General features: G+C 64.0%; 16 protein-coding genes. 12 read left to right on the top strand and 4 right to left on the bottom strand.

What is annotated here, in order from left to right; genetic code table 11:
* The first annotated feature begins 204 nt into the window (after positions 1 to 204).
* Together QNA09_RS27265 and QNA09_RS27260 are read left to right on the top strand one after the other, a co-directional pair.
* On the top strand, positions 205 to 777 hold the full coding sequence (locus QNA09_RS27265; RefSeq protein ID WP_248957643.1) for a hypothetical protein: 573 nt from the start codon (positions 205 to 207) through the stop codon (positions 775 to 777).
* Between the two features lie 12 nt (positions 778 to 789).
* The gene (locus tag QNA09_RS27260) at positions 790 to 1,383 is read left to right on the top strand and encodes a hypothetical protein (protein WP_012476961.1); all 594 of its coding nucleotides are present in this window, start codon (positions 790 to 792) and stop codon (positions 1,381 to 1,383) included.
* A gap of 205 nt (positions 1,384 to 1,588) precedes the next feature.
* On the opposite strand, the gene fabG is transcribed toward QNA09_RS27260, so the two are convergent.
* From fabG to QNA09_RS27245, 3 genes are all read right to left on the bottom strand, one after another.
* Positions 1,589 to 2,287: a 3-oxoacyl-ACP reductase FabG gene (gene fabG / locus QNA09_RS27255; protein WP_012476962.1), complete on the bottom strand. Its 699-nt coding sequence runs from the start codon at positions 2,285 to 2,287 to the stop codon at positions 1,589 to 1,591.
* 53 nt (positions 2,288 to 2,340) lie between these two features.
* Positions 2,341 to 3,300, bottom strand: coding sequence for a hypothetical protein (locus QNA09_RS27250; protein WP_012476963.1), 960 nt, complete (start codon positions 3,298 to 3,300; stop codon positions 2,341 to 2,343).
* 300 nt (positions 3,301 to 3,600) lie between these two features.
* Positions 3,601 to 4,116, bottom strand: coding sequence for a helix-turn-helix transcriptional regulator (locus QNA09_RS27245; protein WP_269073171.1), 516 nt, complete (start codon positions 4,114 to 4,116; stop codon positions 3,601 to 3,603).
* Between the two features lie 326 nt (positions 4,117 to 4,442).
* On the opposite strand from QNA09_RS27245, the gene QNA09_RS27240 reads away from it, so the two are divergent.
* Both QNA09_RS27240 and QNA09_RS27235 read left to right on the top strand, forming a co-directional pair.
* Positions 4,443 to 4,949 (top strand): hypothetical protein, encoded by a 507-nt coding sequence (locus tag QNA09_RS27240; protein WP_308072527.1) that lies wholly within the window; start codon positions 4,443 to 4,445, stop codon positions 4,947 to 4,949.
* Positions 4,950 to 5,078: 129 nt separating this feature from the next.
* Complete coding sequence (locus tag QNA09_RS27235) at positions 5,079 to 6,332, top strand: IS256 family transposase (RefSeq protein ID WP_012477009.1); 1,254 nt, start codon at positions 5,079 to 5,081, stop codon at positions 6,330 to 6,332.
* Positions 6,333 to 6,509: 177 nt separating this feature from the next.
* Here QNA09_RS27235 and QNA09_RS27230 read toward each other — a convergent pair whose 3' ends face one another.
* Positions 6,510 to 6,845 (bottom strand): hypothetical protein, encoded by a 336-nt coding sequence (locus QNA09_RS27230; RefSeq protein WP_308072525.1) that lies wholly within the window; start codon positions 6,843 to 6,845, stop codon positions 6,510 to 6,512.
* A 427-nt stretch (positions 6,846 to 7,272) separates the two neighbouring features.
* Here QNA09_RS27230 and QNA09_RS27225 point away from each other — a divergent pair, with 427 nt between their 5' ends.
* The 8 genes from QNA09_RS27225 to QNA09_RS27190 all read left to right on the top strand — a co-directional run bounded on the left by QNA09_RS27225 (position 7,273) and on the right by QNA09_RS27190 (position 17,049).
* Complete coding sequence (locus QNA09_RS27225; protein WP_308072524.1) at positions 7,273 to 8,658, top strand: replication protein; 1,386 nt, start codon at positions 7,273 to 7,275, stop codon at positions 8,656 to 8,658.
* 156 nt (positions 8,659 to 8,814) lie between these two features.
* Positions 8,815 to 9,423 (top strand): hypothetical protein, encoded by a 609-nt coding sequence (locus tag QNA09_RS27220; RefSeq protein WP_248957639.1) that lies wholly within the window; start codon positions 8,815 to 8,817, stop codon positions 9,421 to 9,423.
* Positions 9,424 to 9,769: 346 nt separating this feature from the next.
* A complete protein-coding gene (locus QNA09_RS27215; RefSeq protein ID WP_024100448.1) occupies positions 9,770 to 10,558 on the top strand; it encodes a ParA family protein in 789 nt (262 codons plus the stop codon).
* Positions 10,558 to 10,950 carry a hypothetical protein gene (locus QNA09_RS27210; RefSeq protein ID WP_248957637.1) on the top strand — a complete coding sequence of 131 codons (393 nt, stop codon included), beginning with the start codon at positions 10,558 to 10,560 and terminating at the stop codon, positions 10,948 to 10,950. The genes QNA09_RS27215 and QNA09_RS27210 overlap by 1 nt, the downstream gene beginning before the upstream one ends.
* Before the next feature lie 186 nt (positions 10,951 to 11,136).
* On the top strand, positions 11,137 to 12,276 hold the full coding sequence (locus QNA09_RS27205; protein WP_308072523.1) for a DUF2637 domain-containing protein: 1,140 nt from the start codon (positions 11,137 to 11,139) through the stop codon (positions 12,274 to 12,276).
* Positions 12,276 to 14,069: a hypothetical protein gene (locus QNA09_RS27200; RefSeq protein ID WP_308072521.1), complete on the top strand. Its 1,794-nt coding sequence runs from the start codon at positions 12,276 to 12,278 to the stop codon at positions 14,067 to 14,069. The genes QNA09_RS27205 and QNA09_RS27200 overlap by 1 nt, the downstream gene beginning before the upstream one ends.
* Positions 14,070 to 14,864 (top strand): hypothetical protein, encoded by a 795-nt coding sequence (locus QNA09_RS27195; RefSeq protein ID WP_217580480.1) that lies wholly within the window; start codon positions 14,070 to 14,072, stop codon positions 14,862 to 14,864.
* A gap of 193 nt (positions 14,865 to 15,057) precedes the next feature.
* A complete protein-coding gene (locus tag QNA09_RS27190; RefSeq protein WP_308072593.1) occupies positions 15,058 to 17,049 on the top strand; it encodes a cutinase family protein in 1,992 nt (663 codons plus the stop codon).
* The last annotated feature ends 373 nt before the right edge of the window (positions 17,050 to 17,422 follow it).

Genomic DNA, 17,422 nt, shown 5'->3' with positions numbered 1-17,422 from the left:
CGATAGTGGAGAAGTTCTTAGCGCCCCCGGCCGGAACTGCAATCCCTTCCGCCCGTGGGCGCCCGACACCTACGAACGTCACCGCGACATGCGATTGATGGGTTCGGGTTTCACCCATTCGGCGCAAGGGGACGTGTCGTTTATGCTGCTCATCTGCATTTTCTGTCCGGATCGGAGGGCCTTTTGAAGGCACGGAAACTTGTCGTGGCGTTGCTGGTCCTCGCAGTGATCGGCTGGGCCGCGTATTCGTGCACGGCTCGCCCCAACAAGGTCGAGGGATCTGCGAGCGCCGGCTCAACGACCAGTTCGTCGTCGCCCACCATGCCCAGCACGACGCCCCGGCCTTCTACAACTGCGGAGATCACGACTCCAGCGCCCCCGGCTCGGGCAGCCGAGGATGCGGCCAAGCAGGGACTGACCGTGGCATTCACGTGGTATCCGACCACCGACAGCACCCAGAACGATGCCTACGGCCGGGCCAGGGACTGGCTGACCGATTCCCTTGCCGAGCGCATGATCGTCGACGCCAGCACCGAGCGTGGGCCCAGCGTGCAGTGGGCTCAGTGGGCCGAGGAACAAGCGAAGGTCATCGCCGACGTCAGTATCGAGTGCTCCGGGTGCCCCGAGGACACCGACACCGTCGTTCATCGCGTGGCCACCATCAAGCAGACCGCGGTGTCCGGCAGCGGCACCGATACCGTCGATTCCGACACCACGGTATGGGTCACGATCGTGCGAGAAGGCGACCGCTGGCTCATCGACGAGATCCGCTACTGACCTGGAGGACCTGTGAAGCTGAAGAACCTTGCTGCTGCCCTGATCACCGCCGCTCTCGCGACCGCTCTGGTGTCATGCGGCAGCGACGAGCCGCAGGCTCCTGCCGGCGCTGAGGTTCCGAGCACGACCGCAGCACCGGCGGTATCGGTCTTCGGCGAAGACAGCACCGACATCCTCTTCAAGATCCATCAGCGGAACGCCGTCGCGATCATCGAAGCGGTGGAGGAACGCGGAGGCACGCCGGAACAGGCCATAGCTGCTCTTCTTGCCGGTCAGGCCGAAACGGGCTGGAGGTCCGGGTTGTCCCTGCCGCCGCCTGCGACCGCAATCGCGGACATCTACGGATGGCGATTCACGTACAACATCGGTGCCGATTCCACGGACGCGGTGCGCGTCGCGACGTACACGTTCATGGATAACGCCGCAGCCGTGAAGGCCGATCCGAGCGACCCGGCAGCGTACGCGCTGGCGGTACAGCAGTCCGATGAGCGCGGATACATCGAAGACGAGCGTTTCTTCGTGAACGACGAAACTGCCATTTCGGAGTACGCCAAGGCGCAGCCTGTCGCCGAGGCCGCGTATGCAGAGTTGCGCGGCGAGCAGTAAACGTTGGGGACGTGCCGTCACCGCAGTTAGGAGTCATTTTCGTCGCCGCCCTGCGGCTGGCAGCTACTCCCTCCCCGTCTCATAAACGAGGCCGGCCCGGCATCTCGTTCTCCGTTCTCTGGAGCGGTCGAGGTGCCGGGCCAGCCTCGTTCGGAATCGCAGGGGGCGCGGCGTTCTAGCCGGTAGAAGACCCCCCATCGATTCATCAATGTCCCATGCCGATACCGCCGTCGACGTTGATGACGCTTCCGGTGATGTACGCGGCACCAGGGCTGAAAAGGAACGCCGCCGTAGCTGCGATCTCTTCGGGCTTGCCGAATCGGCCCAACGGGATGTGCTGCTTGGCGAGCTCGATGTTCTTCTCGCCGAGAGCGTCGGTCATGTCGGTCTCGGTGAATCCGGGTGCAAGGACGTTGCAGGTGATCGAACGGGAGCCGAGTTCGCGGGCCACCGAGCGTGCAATACCGACCACACCGGCCTTGGCGGCGGCATAGTTGACCTGACCCGCCGATCCGGACAGACCGCTGACCGAGCCGATGATCACGATGCGTCCGGAACGTGCCTTGAGCATGTTGCGGGTTGAACGCTGCACGACGCGAAAGACACCGGTCAGGTTGGTGTCGACAACGCGCGAGAAGTTCTCGGTGTTCATGCGCATCAGCAGGGTGTCGTCGTTGATACCGGCGTTGGCCACCAGACCTTCGACGGGGCCGTCTTCAGTCTCGATGTGCGTGAAGGCCGCATCGACCGACGCATCGTCGGTGACATCGCATTCGATGCCGTGTACACCGTCAGGGACGGATGAGCCGCGGTGCGTTCCCCATACCGTGTGTCCTTCCTTGACGAGCTGGCTGGCAATGGCCGCGCCGATGCCGCGTGTTGCACCGGTGACGAGAACGCGCACTGATAGTTCCTTCCGAGTTGACGATTCGTAGATGGTGGTTGGTGGGTGGTAGGTCAGGCGAGCTGTTCTTCGAGAGCAGCGTGCCGTTCTTCGACCAGGAGGATGATTGCCACAGGGTCGCCGTGCCGCTCACGGGTCGAATGCAGCGGAAAGGATGCCGCGAGGAACGGAACACCGTCGATCGTGATCTTCTGCTCTGCATCCTCTGGAGCGTCCGGCCTGGCCAGCTCGGCAAGGTCGACCTGCTCGAGGACCTGAGAAATGCGACTTTCCCCCAGTGGGGCGTGCCTTCCGACGGTGGTGATCGGGATCGTCTGACGGGCTTCCACGAGCAGCAGCGTCGCATTGCTGTATCGGACGAGCGAGGAAATGTTCGCTTCGAGCATCTCTCGCTTGTCGAGCTGCATGGTGAGGCCGTAGAGGAGGCGCTGGTCGTTCTTACGCACTCGCAGCCGGCAGCTGGACCAGAAGTGCACCCAGGTACCACCGGGCCGCAGGCTCCAGTAGGAATCGATGAGCAATCCGTCTTCGCCGGTCAGCGCGTCGTAGTAGCCACCGACCATATTCCAGGCGTCTTCTGGGTTCAGGTAGGTGAACAGGTACTGGACGTGGCGTTCCTCATTGGCTTCGCGGCCATCGCCGATGAGCGACGGGTTGTCGCCAGTGGTCCGGGTGGTCATCGCCGCCATGTCGAGAATCCACGCGTTGTAGGTCGGCCGCGGGCCGGGCTTGTCGGTCCCGATCCAGGCGATCAGGCCAACCGGTGTTCCGTCCGAGGCATCTACCTGGTGGGTTTCGATGTGCATGCCGTCGACTTGTGGGATCGAACGGCCTTCGAGGGCTGCGGAAAGGACCGCCCTCACTACTGCTTCGCCGGTCTTGTCCAAGCCGAGCGATTTCGCCCTGTGCAAGGGCCGAGCGACGCGCTCCCCCGCGGCCGAGTGCACGAAGATGTCGTTACCTAGTTGGCTACCGATGATGTCGACGGCAATCCATGTCCCCGAAAGTGCCATGCAGGTCAGGTTATGGGACGCGCCCTATGGGCTATCAGCCGCCATATATCTGATACGGGTGACTGTTACGGTGACGTATGTAACAGTCTTGCATCGTTCGATTCCTCTGGGTATGTTCCCTTCTGCTCGGGGGGAGTGTCTCCTTCGTGCTCGCGCCAGTCGGTGAGTGATTCCCGTCTGGAAGCAGAAGGCCCACGAAAAATCGTGAGGTCTGCTTCCAGCTACCAGGAATCGGAGGACGGCATGCACAGAGCGAGCACCAGGATCGAGAGACGCGCGACGGCTTCACGAGCGGGACACTTACGCAGGCGCTCCCGGCGGCCTATTCCGAGCACGCTCATGGGCCGCACGCAGCTCGTCTTCCGAAATCCCGAGGGCTGCGGACAGTTTTTGCGCCGCAGCATCCGAGAGCGAAACCACGCCACGCTCCACCGAACTCACCGTCTGAGTGGGGAGGCCGGCCTTGGCGCCGAGCTGAGGCTGCGTCAGACCCAGCAGCACGCGGAAGTCTCCCGGGTAGCGATCGTCCTCCGGGACCAACACGACGTCGGCGATCGTCACGCCCAGCACCTCGACAACGCGTGCGAGCAGGTCCACCTGGGGAGAAGCGGCACCGCTCTCCCAGCGACGAAGAGTCTCAGTGCCGACCTTGGCCAGTCGCGCAGTTTCTGTCTGCACAAAACCCGCCTCAAGCCGCGCTTGGCGCAATGCGTCCGGACTGAACCCCCGTATGACTCGACGGCTCACCGTGCGCGTCCTCCTCGTGAAGTGGTCATCGCTAGACACTGTGCAACCCTCTCGATACGATGTGCGCATACGGGCAGAGAATTATGGCTGAATAGAATAAGGATAGGGGGTGGTGGAATTGAACACAGAAAAGAAACGGTCCCCCAGCTGTTGACGCAGCTGAGGGACCGTTCAGAGTGCAAGCCGACTGTTGACGCAGTCGGACAAGCCAGAGGAACGCGGGTTAGCCCCCCGCGACCTCGATTGCAGATATGGAGCCTGCGATGAACACGTTAGTTGGCACTGGGCCCTTACGCCTAGTGACGGCCCGCCCGGCCCCCCTTCGCCAAGGGACCCGGAGCGCACCTTCTAGCAGCAAAGATCCGCGCCACATCCTTGCTCGGCACCTGCCGAACATGACCGAGACCGCGTGCTCGACCTGCCACTTCGTCTATTCCAAGGAACAGCCGCTGTGCCCGCCCGTCGCCGAGGCACTGCGCAAGATGGCGACGAGTGCACCCACCAAGTCCCTCAGCAACTACTCGACGACCCGGCTCCGCGCGATGCAGCGGGAGCACTGCGGCACCGGTCGCTGCCGCCGGTGTGGCTTCGTCTACACCCCGAGCGTGCGGCTGTGCCCTACCTCGCGCCGTATCGCCCTGGAGCTCGAAACCCGGTTCAAAGCCCCCATCAGTGAGATCAAGGCGGGCAAGGGCCTGTGCTCCGGAAAAGGGACTGCGTGGACTGTCACGGGCAACGAGTCCGCCCCGTGGCGACAGGCCGTCGCCGCGTGTGCACAGTGCCCGTTGCTGGCCCAGTGCGCCACGGAGTTGGAACGCAGGCTCTCCAGCGGTGAGAAGATCAGTGACCAGATTCTGGCCGGCCGACTGTTCTCCACTCAGGGCGCCGAGATCGATAAGTAGTGCCCCATAGAGTGGTGTAACCCGGTGACCAGCACCACAACCGACAGCGTGTCGCTGCTGGACGTGAAACGGTCACCGCGTGATCCTTCGAGTCAACCTTCCACAGAATCCTCGAACGGAGTCATCACGATGACCGCACCCCACATTGTCGACCCTGCGGGTGTATTGCACCAAGCCCTGACCGACGCGTCTCCCGACCTGATGCGCGAACTGCTACAAACCATGATCAACGCCCTGCTGTCCGCCGAAGCCGACGCGGTCTGCGGCGCCGAATGGGGCCGACAGTCCACCGAACGAGTCAACCAGCGCAACGGATACCGACGCCGCCCGCTCGACACCCGCGTCGGCACCATCGACGTCGCCGTCCCCAAACTCCGGTCCGGGACGTATTTTCCCGAATGGCTCCTCGAACGCCGTAAACGCGCCGAAGCGGCATTGATCACCGTGGTCGCCGACTGCTACCTGGCCGGGGTCTCCACCCGCCGGATGGACAAGCTGGTCAAAACCCTCGGCATCAACGCACTGTCGAAGTCCCAGGTCTCACGCATGGCCGAAGACCTCGACGAACAGGTCGCCGCGTTCCGGCAACGCCGACTCGATCACGCGGGCCCGTTCACGTTCGTCGCCGCCGACGCATTGACGATGAAAGTCCGCGAGAACAAGCAGGTCGTGAACGCAGTCGCGATGGTCGCCACCGGAGTCAACGCCGACGGGCACCGCGAAGTGCTGGGCCTGCACGTGGCCACCAGCGAGACCGGGCCGGCATGGAACACCTTCTTCGCCGACCTGGTCGCCCGCGGTCTGAGCGGGGTCCGGTTGGTCACCTCCGATGCACACCGTGGTCTGGTCGATGCGATCGCGGCGAACCTGCCCGGTGCTGCGTGGCAGCGATGCCGGACCCATTACGCGGCGAACCTGATGGGTGTGTGTCCGAAGAGCATGTGGCCGGCGGTCAAGGCGATGTTGCATTCGGTCTACGACCAGCCGACCGCCGATGCGGTCGATGCCCAGTTCGATCGTCTTGTCGAGTACACCGAGGACCGGCTCCCGGCGGTCGCCGAGCACCTGGGCAATGCCCGCCAGGATCTGTTGTCGTTCAGCGCATTTCCGAAGGATGTGTGGACTCAGGTGTGGTCGAATAATCCGGCCGAGCGTCTCAATCGAGAGATCCGACGTCGGACCGATGCGGTGGGGATCTTCCCCAACCGTGACGCGGTCGTCAGGTTGGTCGGTGCTGTTCTGGCCGAGCAGACCGATGAATGGACGGAGGGCCGGCGGTATCTCGGGCTCGAGGTGCTGGCTCGTTGTCGTGCTGTGGGCACCGCGCCGGAGAGTGTCGGGGAGGTGGTTACGGAACCTGCTGCCGCGATTCCTGCTGCATAGTCAGGACAGGAGAAGGGATCACCGTCCTACACCACCTTCTGGGGCTTGACCGATCGATATCGAGGGGTTCGACAAGTACGCAGACCGGCGCGGGGTGAAGACCAAGGGCCGGAACAGCCGTGCTCGGCGCCGCGCGGCTGGTTGCACGGCGACTGCTCCGATGCCCGCTGCGAGTGATCAGTTGACGCTCTTCGGGTCGGCTGCCGCATGAAGCCCGGGGCAAACGATCAGGCTGCTGTCGATCGAGACGGCCGTGAATGGACGCTCTTCGCTCTTGATGGCCGGATGAAAGGCCGTCTCGCCCGAGAAGGCGCAGCTGCCATCCTCTGCGACCTCGACGAGCTGGTGGAGATGCACGGACCGTTGGTCCTGTCCCCTCCTCGGCTCACTGTCACTGGCGGGTTCGCTGCGATTGCCGACACTGTCGGCCTCGTGGCGTCCGATCCGGAAACGGCCTCGATCGAACAGATCCGGCAGGTCGCCGTATTCGCTCAGTCGATCCTCCTGCCACAAGGTCGACAGAGCGCATGACCGATTACATGCGTCTCACCAATCCCATGCGTGCCTCCGCTCCGGAGAGTCCTGCGCATGGTGAGATGTGGGGTGCTGTAGTGGGTCGAAAACACAGGAGGTGCACCGATGACTGAGTGATCCAACGGAAGGGCCCAGCAACTAAACAGTGCAGTGATATAGCCCAAAAAAAGAGAAGCCCCCAGGTGGGGGTGGGTTTCAGGAGGAGATCCGCCGAAGGATTTGGAAGATCCTTCACCACTTGAGGGAGATCGTCTGGCAGGACGATCACACTCTGGGTGAGTGTCCGAAGTTGGCGCTTCAGATACTCGTTACTGCTTCCCCGAAGGGACTTACCTTGACCGGTACGTCTCAGGGTAGCGCACACCCTGAAACAGGCTCAACCGTTCAGTTTTCTACGACCCCCGGCGTGTCGCCCGAGGTCAGTGATGTCGACTTCCCCCTCCCCCAGCCTTTCGCTGACGAGGAATGGGAAGCGATCGTTGCTGCCGCGGTAGCGAACGTCGCTGCAATCGAAGCTGCTCAGGACCAGGACGACCCTGCCGAGGCAGCCGTCCAGGACCTGCTCGAAGCCCAGCCGGCCGGCGCGCGCGCCGCACTGACGCTGCCTGTTCCCGCAGGCGCCTGCGCTCGAACTCCGACCTGGCACAGCCGCCGGTACTGGCTGACGCTGTGCGAGTGGATCGCTGCCAACACCGACCGCGGGAAGACCGCTCTCAAGCGCCACGGCATCGCCGCAGAGACGTTCCTGAAGGTGTGCGCGGCTCATGCCGAGTACGCAGACTCCCCCACCGGCCGTGATGTAGCAGCCACCCTCGCCACCCTCGCCAGTCGGTCGAAGCTGTCGACCGACCAACTCAAGCGCGGCCGCCGTGTCCTCAAGACGCTCGAGCTCGGCGTAGAACTCGCCCGCGGGAAGAAGCTCAACGGCCACGAACGAGAGGCTGCGGCGCGTCTCTACGCCCAGGCCCACGGCCAGGCCCCGACACGGCTCCAGAGCGGCGCGGCGAGCGTGTGGGCGCTGTCTGCGCCGCTCTGGGCTGTGGAGGCTATGCCCGCCCCCGAGAAGCCCAAGAGGCGGTCGCCGCGCCGATCGGCGCGGCGAGTACGGAAGACGGGAGCGTCCACTCCCCGCCCGGTTTCGGCGGTCCCGCGCAGGTCACCGCGTTCCGCACCCCAATCTTCTAGGGGTTCTTTTCTTGTGTGTCTTTCCGTTAGGAAAGATCACCAAGCGCGCGAGCGCGCAGGCGAAGAACACTCAACACCGACCAGGATTCGTCCTCTGACGCTCCAGCGTGCAGCAGCGGAGTTGGTCGAACGCGTCCCAGCACTGCGTGCCGTCGTCGGCCTCGATGAGGCGACCGGGAAGCGTCGAGGCCACATCGGATCGGTCTGCGACCTGCTCGTCGAAGCGGGAATCGACACAACTCGCTGGACAGGTGCCGACATCGCACAGGCCCTGAACCACGATGGTGCGGCCCGGGGCTGGATGTGGCCGGCAGCCGAGACGATGACTTCTCCGCTGAGGTTGCTCGCGTTCCGGCTCTCCCAGCTCGACTGGAGCAGCCCGTCCCTGACCGAGCGCAAGATCCACGGCCGCGAATTGGCCGGAGAATGCCCGGCCGAGGCGGCCTACCGCCTGGTCAAGGCCCACCGACGGACTCGCGCGGCCGTCTCGGCAAAGCTGGCACCTCCGGCCTCTGACGAGCATCGACGAGCGATTCGCGAGCAGTTGACAGCTGACCTGGCAGCGAAGAAGGCGGCCCGCGCTATGGCCTCGGTACGTGTCGGATGACTATGCAAGGGGGACGTGCCATCGAACCTGCTCAGCGCGTCACGGCGTTTGGGAAATGGGCCACGCCGGGCCAAAGCGCTGGCCTGAAGGCAACGAGTGCATAGGCTACGAAACGAGTCGCGTGAGCCTGGAGCGAGCAGGAGGACGGAAGTGACCATGAGCAGTAAGCAGGCCCCCCGTTCGCATCCCCGTGTCCTGGTCAGCCGATCGGTAGACGAGAGGCGGAAGGTCTCTCGCAACGCGGACTCAGTGAGAGAACGGCTTCGGAATGGCGCGCAGCTGATCGTGGTCGACAGCGGCGATCGGGTCATCGACCTGTCCGAAAAGGAACTGCGGGCGAAGCATGAGTGGACGCTGCGGATCGTGGGCACGTCGAAGGTCCGAATCCACCTCTCCGCTCCCCTGCCGGCCACCGCGCAGATCGTTGCGACCGGAAGATCCTTCGTAGAGGTCACTGGACGAGTAACAGTGCATGCCTACACCCATGCCACTGTTCACGCATTCGATCAGTGCACCGTTCACGCGTGGAATTACGCCGCAGTCAGTGCCTGCGACTCGGTCGTCGTCGTTGCGGTAGACGACACCGAGATCGCTGCGTACGACCATGCACGGGTGGACGCCAGCGATCGTGCTCGAGTCACCGCGGCCGACTCTTCCTCCGTGCGTCTTTCTGGAGATGCCAGCGCCGCTGTTGCGCGCGGCGTGAAGGTCACAGGCCCCGCTCGCGCCAACGTTCACGTCGCTTCCTCTGGCCTACTCACGTAGCCAGCCCCGCTGACAGCCCGCTCCCCTAGGCCCATATGGGCTATAGGGGAGCGGGCTGTCAGCTGCGGAGTCGGTCGGCGCACCGGTGTTATCGGAGTGCTGGGGATCATGCCTCATCAGCCATTGCCTGAGCAGATAAAAGCGCACATGAGCTGCTGTAATGACAGACTTCGGTAGATGAGTTGAGCGCACCATATCTATGCGAACCAGATAGCAACTTCCGATAGGTGATCTGTGCTGTGCTGGAGGCATATCATCTTGTCTAAGACAAGTACAGCTATCCTGTAGTACATAGAGGATATATAAGCTAATATTAGTACCCATATGGGAAACGAAAGGGGAGGGAATGACGATCACCGCGATCGCCAACCTCAAGGGCGGGGTGGGCAAGACGACCGTCGCCAATGGGTTGGCCCACGCCGCGGCCGCGGCCGGAAAGTCATGTCTGTTGATCGATGCGGACATGCAAGGAAACTCAACGAAGCATCTCACCGGGTACTCGGCGACCGAACCTTCACCGAAATCGCTCGCTGATGTTCTGGATCGCAATGTGGACCTTCCGGCCCGGGAGGCGATCATTCCTGCGCGCAGGGAAGCGATCCATGTGCTTCCTAGCGGGTTCGGCGATTTGCAGGCGGTCAGCGACCAGCTCGGCACCAAGCCGGGCGGGGAGATGGCGTTCGCTCGGGCGCTGAAGAAGATCTCCGGCGACTACGACCACATCTTGATCGACTGCCGCCCTGCGATCGATCTGGTCTCGCGCAGTGCGTTGTACGCCGCGGACAACGTCCTGGTCGTCGTGCAGCCCGAGCAGGATGCTCTCGACGGATTCGACGCAATCCGGGACGCTCTCGACGACATCGCCGAGTACATGGACAAAGTGCTCCCGCTTGCAGGCGTGGTCGTCAACCGGGTCGACGGCCGTCGCGGCGACCATGCCAAGTCGATCGAATACCTCAAGCAGTACGCAGCCGAGGACGGCATTGCGATTCTCGGCGACCTCATCCCGCAACTCGCCGACATCTCCAAGCTCACGAACGTCGGCATGGGATTCGATCAACACCCCAAGTCGCCGGCCTGGGCGCGCAACCTCCACGCGACATTTACCGAGATCCTCGAGAAGGTGGCTTCCTGATGAGTGGCATCCCAGAACCCACGCGACCGACGCCTCGCAGGGCGCGCAACACGTTTGCACAAGCCAAGGAATCCCTCGCGGCCGACGACGCAATCTCCGCAACGCCGGTCCCCGTTGCGCAACAGGCTGGTGCAACGCTGGCCCCCGTTGCGCAACAGGCAGCACCCGCTCCGAAAAAGCGGAAGGTCGCCACCACCGACATCCTGCTTTCGGTGTCGGAGGAGCTGAAGGAGCGCATGGTTGCAACGCTGGAGCACACACGCCCGCGCACCGGCATCACCAGCCAGCAGCAGTTCATCCGCATTGCGATCGAGCAGCTGTGCAAGCGTCTGGAGTCCGACTTCAACAACGGCGAGGCATTCCCGCCTCCGGCGCAGGGAGTCAACCTATAGCCCATATGGGGCATAGGGGATATAGGTACAAGTATGGGCATTGCACGTGGTGCAACACCTCTACCAGCGCCGTTGCGCAATTGCGCAACCCCGAATCCTCCAGCAGCCACTATGCAATGAGACCCCGCCGGCTGGTACCCGGCAGGGTCTCTGCGACCGGGACCACCGTGGAAGGAACCCCGATCTATGACCGACTTTAATCTCCGCGCGGCGCGACTTCAGCTGTACGGACTTCTTGCAGCGGTGCTCCTCGCGGCACTGCTCGCCGCTGGGATCACCACCGGCGCATTCATTCTTTCGTTCTCCGTCCTGAAGGACCTCGCTGTGCAAGGCATGCTCCCCGCTGAGCACGCCTGGATTTTCCCTGCGATCGTTGACGGCGGAATCCTCGGTGCAACCATTGCTGTGATCGTCCTGAGCAAGATCAGCGGGAGCGCAAAAGGGCGCAACTTCTTCCTCTGCCTTCTGATCGCCGTGGTGTTCGTGAGCGTTGCAGGCAATGCGTATCACGCCTATCGGGCCGCGCAGGATGCTGCACAGACCATCGCCGGAGGCGCCATCCTGGGGTTCAACCCCCTTGCACCGACGGTTGCGCCGATTATCGCGGTGATCCCTCCGTTGCTGGTCTTGGCCTTCACACATGGCATCGGCATCCTCATCAAGGCCATCGGATCGGCCTTCACCGAGTACAGCGAACTGGTCAAAGCTGCCGATGCAACGTCGACGTTCGTTGCGGCACCTGACGACATCTCCGGCACCGACCCCCGTGCCGCTGCAACGTCGGCCCCCACCATTGCGTGGACTTCATCGGAACCCGCCGAACCCGGACCCGTCACGAAGACCGACGAGTGGAGCAGCGACGCCGCCGCTGCGTCCGAGCGGACGCCTGTTGCGCACGACGTTGCACCTGTTGCGCACGACGTTGCACCTGTTGCGCACCACGTTGCATCCGTTGCACCTGAAGGCACGCCGTCGCCGACTCCCGAGATGGTTGTTGCGGATGACACCGCAACGGCCGCGATCGTCGAAACAGCACCGGCGCCTGAGCAGAGCACCCGCGCGCTCCTCGAGTTCATCGACCAGGTTCCCGGCCTCTCTGACGAAGTACGCGAGACCGCGCGGATGAAGATCAGCACTCCGGACTTGACGTTCGCGGCGATCGCCGAGCAAACCGGTGGTGTCGCAACCAGCACCGCATTGCGTCGCTACAAGAAGGCAGAAGAGGCAGCGCTCAAGGCTGGCTTCGCCATGCCGCCGCTGCCTGACTTGGGCGAAGGTTCCCTCGGTCGCGAACACGTCGAAGAACGCGAGCTGGTGACCAGCTGATGACCGACCGCAGGGGAGAAGAGCAGTTCGCCCTCTTCGGATTCCCCGACGAAGGGGATCACGAAGAACCGAAGAGTCCCGAGCCCGAGACGATGCAGCCTGCGGTGGCGCCGGAAGAAAGCCCCGAGCCCGACGCAGACGGCACGGAACAAGAGGCCGGCACCACAGTCGAGGCACCAGAACTCAATCCGCGACCGTGGGAATCGCTGCCGGTAACCACCGATGCCGACGGCCACGCAATCATCGTCACTGCCGAAGCCACCTACACCCCCTCCGGTGCGCGACTGACCGGTCCGGTCGACTCGATCGAAAAGCTGGACAAGCTGCTGCACTGGGCAGCGCTGACCCCGCACGGACTCACCGCACAGGTGTGGTTCGTGGGGATCGATTCCTGCGCCCAGCTCGGGTGGACCATCGATCCTGGCAGCGAAGACGATGTCGACGACCTCGAACAGCTCCGTCAACGTGCCGCATCCGAACTCACCGAAGCCATCGCGGCGACACTGCCGCCGCTGATCGCTGCCGGCTGGGAGCTGCGGGGCGAGCCCGGATTCGTCGTGCACCTGATCCGCAAGGTCGGAACCGCCACCCAGATGGTCGACCTGATCCTCGAGCCGTACGTGTGGACGTACTGGAACAAGGACTTCGGATGGGGCAATCGGGTCGGAGACATGGGCATCCTCGGCAACCCCACCGTGGGCACCTATCTGCCCGACGACGACCTGCCCGCCGCCCGCGAGCTCGGCCGCCGCCTGGCCTGGTCCGTCAAACACCTCGACACCCTGCCCGGGCCCACTCCCGCTCGCACCGGCGCTGCGGTCCTGGACAAGATCCGCCGCGAACGTCTCCGCACCGGCAAGGGCATCGTCGTCACCGCCGGCGGCCCGATCCCGCCGATCGACGGTGCACCGCGTGGGGACTTCGAGCCGGCCGCGGGCTGGTCCCGCATCCCCGACACCGACGATCTCGACGGTGCCACGGCACTGGTGACCATCGACCAGCGCGCCGCGTACCTGGCCTCCGCCGGCATGCTGTCCTTCGGCTACGGCCGGGTTCGCAACCTCACCGGCGCCGACGCCGCGGCCGCGGCCGCAGCCGACAAGCCCCCCTTCGGGATCTGGCGCGTGACCCTGCCCGCCGCGGGGCAGTACGCGTTGCCGGCAAAGCTGCCGCTGCCCCATCCGGCGATGCTCGACGACCAGCCGGTGCAGACCTGGATCACCACCGTCAGCCTCGACGGATTGCGTGCCCCTATCGCAGACGGCGGGATGGGCCTGGACCTCGACGATCTCGACATCACCGAAGCCTGGGTCTACGAAGAACAAGGCCGTGCCCTCGACAAGTGGGCCAAGGTGCTGCGCGAGGCCCGCGCGGTGGCCGTCGACACCAATGATGCGGCGATGAAGCGCTTCCTCGGCGCCTGCTACAAGGGCTATGTCGGCCGGATGGTCAACCCGGACATGTGGACCGCCACCCGTATGCAGCACCACCATCAACCGCTGTGGCGGGCGGCGATCATGGCACACTGCCGCTGGCGCGGCCGCCGCGTCGCGATGCGCATCGCCCGCGAGACCGGACGCTGGCCGATCCGCACCATGACCGACTCCTGGGTCTACCTGGTGGGGGAGGGACAGAACCTTGCCGACGACAGCGACGCACTGGGCAAGATGACTTTGGAGAAGCATGTAGAGCTGACCGACGACATGATCCTGTCGTTCGCCGCGGCCGAGACCACCCACGATGTTCGCCTCACGATCGCTGCGGCCTACGGTTCCCAGGACGAGGAGGACTAGATGGCACTGCATCTTCCCAAGCCCCGATCGAAGTCCGTGGTGCAGAAGGCCGTCGGTCTCGACGGCATGAAGGTCAAGGTCGCCGCGGCCGCGGCGGCAGGGGTGGCCAAGGCACAGGAATCCAGTAGTGGACTGGCCGGCCTGACTGCGAAGGTCCCGATCAAACAGATGCGTAGCGAGATCGGCAACGACGGTCTTCGCCAGGCCGCGATCGATGCCGGGGCCAAGCCTCCGTCGGACCGCACTCTGCGCCGGTGGGCGCAGCAGGACCGCATTCCTCACGCGTCGATCGCCGAACTCGCGCAGCGCCGCGCCGCAATCGCGCGGCTCGGCGGGGTCAACGAGGTGGCGAAGAAGATCGGTCGCAGCCCGTCGTCGGTGCGCAAGTACATGTCGGGAAAGACCAACGAGTTGCGCAACGACGCAAAGTCCAAGCTCAAGGCCGCAAAGGCTCAGGTCACCATGCACCAGGCCGGCGTTCTCAAGCCGGATGGAACCCCGAAGATCGCCACCATCCGTGTCACCGGCCGCGTGCATGTTCGCAATGGTGATGAAGCCGGATACGACTTCCGCACCCGCACGCTGGACTTCGGTAACTCCGACGTCCCCTTCAGTGCCGAAGAGTCTCAAGCTCTCGCTGCGGCACTGGCCAACGACGATCAGGCGCGTGTCGTGGCAATCCTCGAACGCCATGCCACCCTTGACTATCCGGAGAACAAGGGTTTCGATGCCTACGGTGATCAGTTCGGTTTCCACTTCGATGCCATCGACAAACTCGACGTCACCTGGCACTGAGGCACTGTCACCGAGGGCCGCTTCCGCTATGCGGGGCGGCCCTCGGCGGTTTTGTGCATGTCATTGAGGCTGGATATTTGCGCAGTTCAAGAGGCACAAATGTGGTCCGGTGAAGGGTTCACCCCGTTGGGGAAAATCCCGGTTGTGGGTGAATGTATGCAGGCACATTCCCATTCGGCCATCAGAGGTGCCCATGCCTGTCAGACGTTGGAGGTCCCGCCGCACTGTTGCGCTGGTTGCCACCGCGACCGTCGCAAGCGGGGGCGTGCTACTCACTGCGCCCGCGATTGCACGTGCGGCTCCGACCGCTTGCGCGTCGACGTTCAACCTCTTCATTCCCGGCACCTGGGAGACCGACGAGAACGCTGACCCCAGTCAGCCGGTGGGCATGCTCAAGCCGGTCGCGGACGCGCTCGAGAATGCCCACGGCAGTGCTGTCGAGGTCTACACGTTGCCGTACATGGCCAGAGCCTTCGACAACGGTCATACCTACGCCGACAGCAAGGCCGACGCGGTGTCGAAGGCCAAGCAGGTGCTCGCAGACGTCGCGAACTCGTGCCCCCGAACGAAGTTCACGATGATCGGCTACTCGCAGGGCGCGGACGCTGCCGGCGACATCGCCTCCGACATCGGCAACGGCAGAGGACCCATCGACGCCAGCCGTGTACTCGCAGTCGGTCTGTTGGCAGATCCTGGAGCAGGAACGAAAGGGTCAGCGACTGTAGGCCCGCGCACTTCCGGACAAGGCATCGCTGATCCTCGACCCCAGGGAATGGGGGCACTGTCCGGCCGCGTCGCCTCGATCTGCGACCCGGGGGATCTGTACTGCTCGATCGAGAAGGGATCGAGCCCGTTGCTCGGATCACTGGGGTCGATCCTGAGCAAGAGCTCGAGCGTCGGTGATGTCCCCACTGCGGAGCCTGGGGGCAACACGCAGCTCGCCGCGGCTCTGACCTCCGACTTTTCTGATGCGGATCTGCCGGCCCTGGGTACCAAGGTTGCCACTCTCGGGCAGCAGTTGACGGCACCGACTGTTGATATCGACCAGGTGGCCGATACCGCCCGATCCATCGCGAATACCCTCGCTCCGCTGACCGATCTCCTCAGTTCCGGTGCAGCGAACCCCGCGGCGAACGGTCAGCTCGCCGCCGCACCGGTCGGGACTGCCGAGCACAATGCTGGTGAAGTCCTCACCCGCGCGGGGCAATCCGACCTCGAGAGCGCCTTCAGTGCGGCCCTCAAGATCGCCGACACTGCGAGCACCCTGGCCGGGGATGCCTCCGCCGGTCTCCCGTCCTCTGCGCCCGCGATTCAAACGCTTGCCGACAATGCGAACCTGCTGACCGGCCAGGTCGCACCGCTGGTTTCCACCCCTGTTGATGCGCTCAGTTCGGCCACCAGTGTGCTGTCGGTGCTCAAACCGACCGTGGTGGTCAACCAGGTCCTCAACGTCGCTACCGGCGTGACTTCCTTGGACCTGCCCGGCATTCTCAACAACCTGGCCCTGCTGCCGCAGAAGGTCGCTGCGCTCGACGCGCAAGGAGCCCACCAGATCGCAGGTGAGTTGAACAACCAGTTCTCGCCGTTGGTGAAGATGGCGGCGGAGGTCGACATGCGGTGGGTCTCACAAATCCTTGCGGTCATCCCGGACCCATCCGGAGCGACACAGATCGCTGCCCTCGTGTCGTCGATCTTGTCGAACGTCGATGTGATCAGACTGGCCAACATCGTTGGTCAGATTCAGGAGATCGCGTGGGCAGCTCTCGAAAAACTCTTCCCGCCGCCGGGAATCGCGCCTGATCCAGTCGGTGCGGGAGCTGCAATGAGCGGCCTGCTGCCGGTGGGGCTGGACCTGGCATCCGTTGCGGTTGACATGCTCTCGGGTAAGGCCACCAAGACCCCGCCGGAGCTGCTGGGCAAGCAGGCGAACGCTGTATCGACGAGTATCACCACCCAGGCCGCGAACCTGGATCTTCCGCAGCTGTCGGACTCTCTGGTCACGCTCTCGCAATCCCAGGGTGCTCAGGATCTCGCCGCGTTGGTCAGTGAAGGGCTCAGTGCTGCGAGTTTCTTCACCTCTGGCGCTCACACCAACTACAACACTCTCGTGGTCGACAACGCCGGGCGAAATGCCATCCAGTGGCTCTCCGACTGGCTCAATCTTCAGATCGGACGTGCCGTATGAGTTCCCGTGCCCACAATCCGTCTGCCCGCTGGACCTGGTGCGCTACATGCGCTCACCGGGGATATCTCACCCGCGGTGACGCGCGGGCGGTCCGGAGGCGTCACCGGGGGGAGAAGGGTCTGGCTGTGTTCGCGTGCCCTCACGTTGATGGTCTCTTCCACGTCGGGCACCGTCCTGATGCGTTGAGCAGCGGGGAGATAGACCGTGACTTGCTGCGTACCCAAGCGGTGCGGGCCGCTGCGGCGGGGCGTGTGACGTTGTGACCAAGGCTGTGGGCGTTGGTGTGCTCGTGGGGTTGAGCGCATTGGTCTTCGCGGGACTCGGCGACCTGGTCGGCACCGCTGCTCGCGCGGAAGCAACGCATGCAGCAGCG

Origin of the sequence: Rhodococcus sp. AH-ZY2 (genome assembly GCF_030916465.1) — a bacterium.
In the GTDB taxonomy this organism is placed as follows: Bacteria; Actinomycetota; Actinomycetes; order Mycobacteriales; family Mycobacteriaceae; genus Rhodococcus; species Rhodococcus ruber.
This window is presented reverse-complemented; position numbering and strand designations above follow the sequence as displayed.

What these genes read in the sequence shown, in the direction of transcription:
- QNA09_RS27205 (WP_308072523.1), top strand. Translation starts at nt 11,137, where the DNA reads ATGACCGACTTTAATCTCCGCGCGGCGCGACTTCAGCTGTACGGACTT.
- QNA09_RS27220 (WP_248957639.1), top strand. Translation starts at nt 8,815, where the DNA reads ATGAGCAGTAAGCAGGCCCCCCGTTCGCATCCCCGTGTCCTGGTCAGC.
- QNA09_RS27235 (WP_012477009.1), top strand. Translation starts at nt 5,079, where the DNA reads ATGACCGCACCCCACATTGTCGACCCTGCGGGTGTATTGCACCAAGCC.
- QNA09_RS27240 (WP_308072527.1), top strand. Translation starts at nt 4,443, where the DNA reads ATGACCGAGACCGCGTGCTCGACCTGCCACTTCGTCTATTCCAAGGAA.
- QNA09_RS27200 (WP_308072521.1), top strand. Translation starts at nt 12,276, where the DNA reads ATGACCGACCGCAGGGGAGAAGAGCAGTTCGCCCTCTTCGGATTCCCC.
- QNA09_RS27245 (WP_269073171.1), bottom strand. Translation starts at nt 4,116, where the DNA reads ATGCGCACATCGTATCGAGAGGGTTGCACAGTGTCTAGCGATGACCAC.
- QNA09_RS27210 (WP_248957637.1), top strand. Translation starts at nt 10,558, where the DNA reads ATGAGTGGCATCCCAGAACCCACGCGACCGACGCCTCGCAGGGCGCGC.
- QNA09_RS27195 (WP_217580480.1), top strand. Translation starts at nt 14,070, where the DNA reads ATGGCACTGCATCTTCCCAAGCCCCGATCGAAGTCCGTGGTGCAGAAG.
- QNA09_RS27190 (WP_308072593.1), top strand. Translation starts at nt 15,058, where the DNA reads ATGCCTGTCAGACGTTGGAGGTCCCGCCGCACTGTTGCGCTGGTTGCC.
- QNA09_RS27250 (WP_012476963.1), bottom strand. Translation starts at nt 3,300, where the DNA reads ATGGCACTTTCGGGGACATGGATTGCCGTCGACATCATCGGTAGCCAA.
- QNA09_RS27215 (WP_024100448.1), top strand. Translation starts at nt 9,770, where the DNA reads ATGACGATCACCGCGATCGCCAACCTCAAGGGCGGGGTGGGCAAGACG.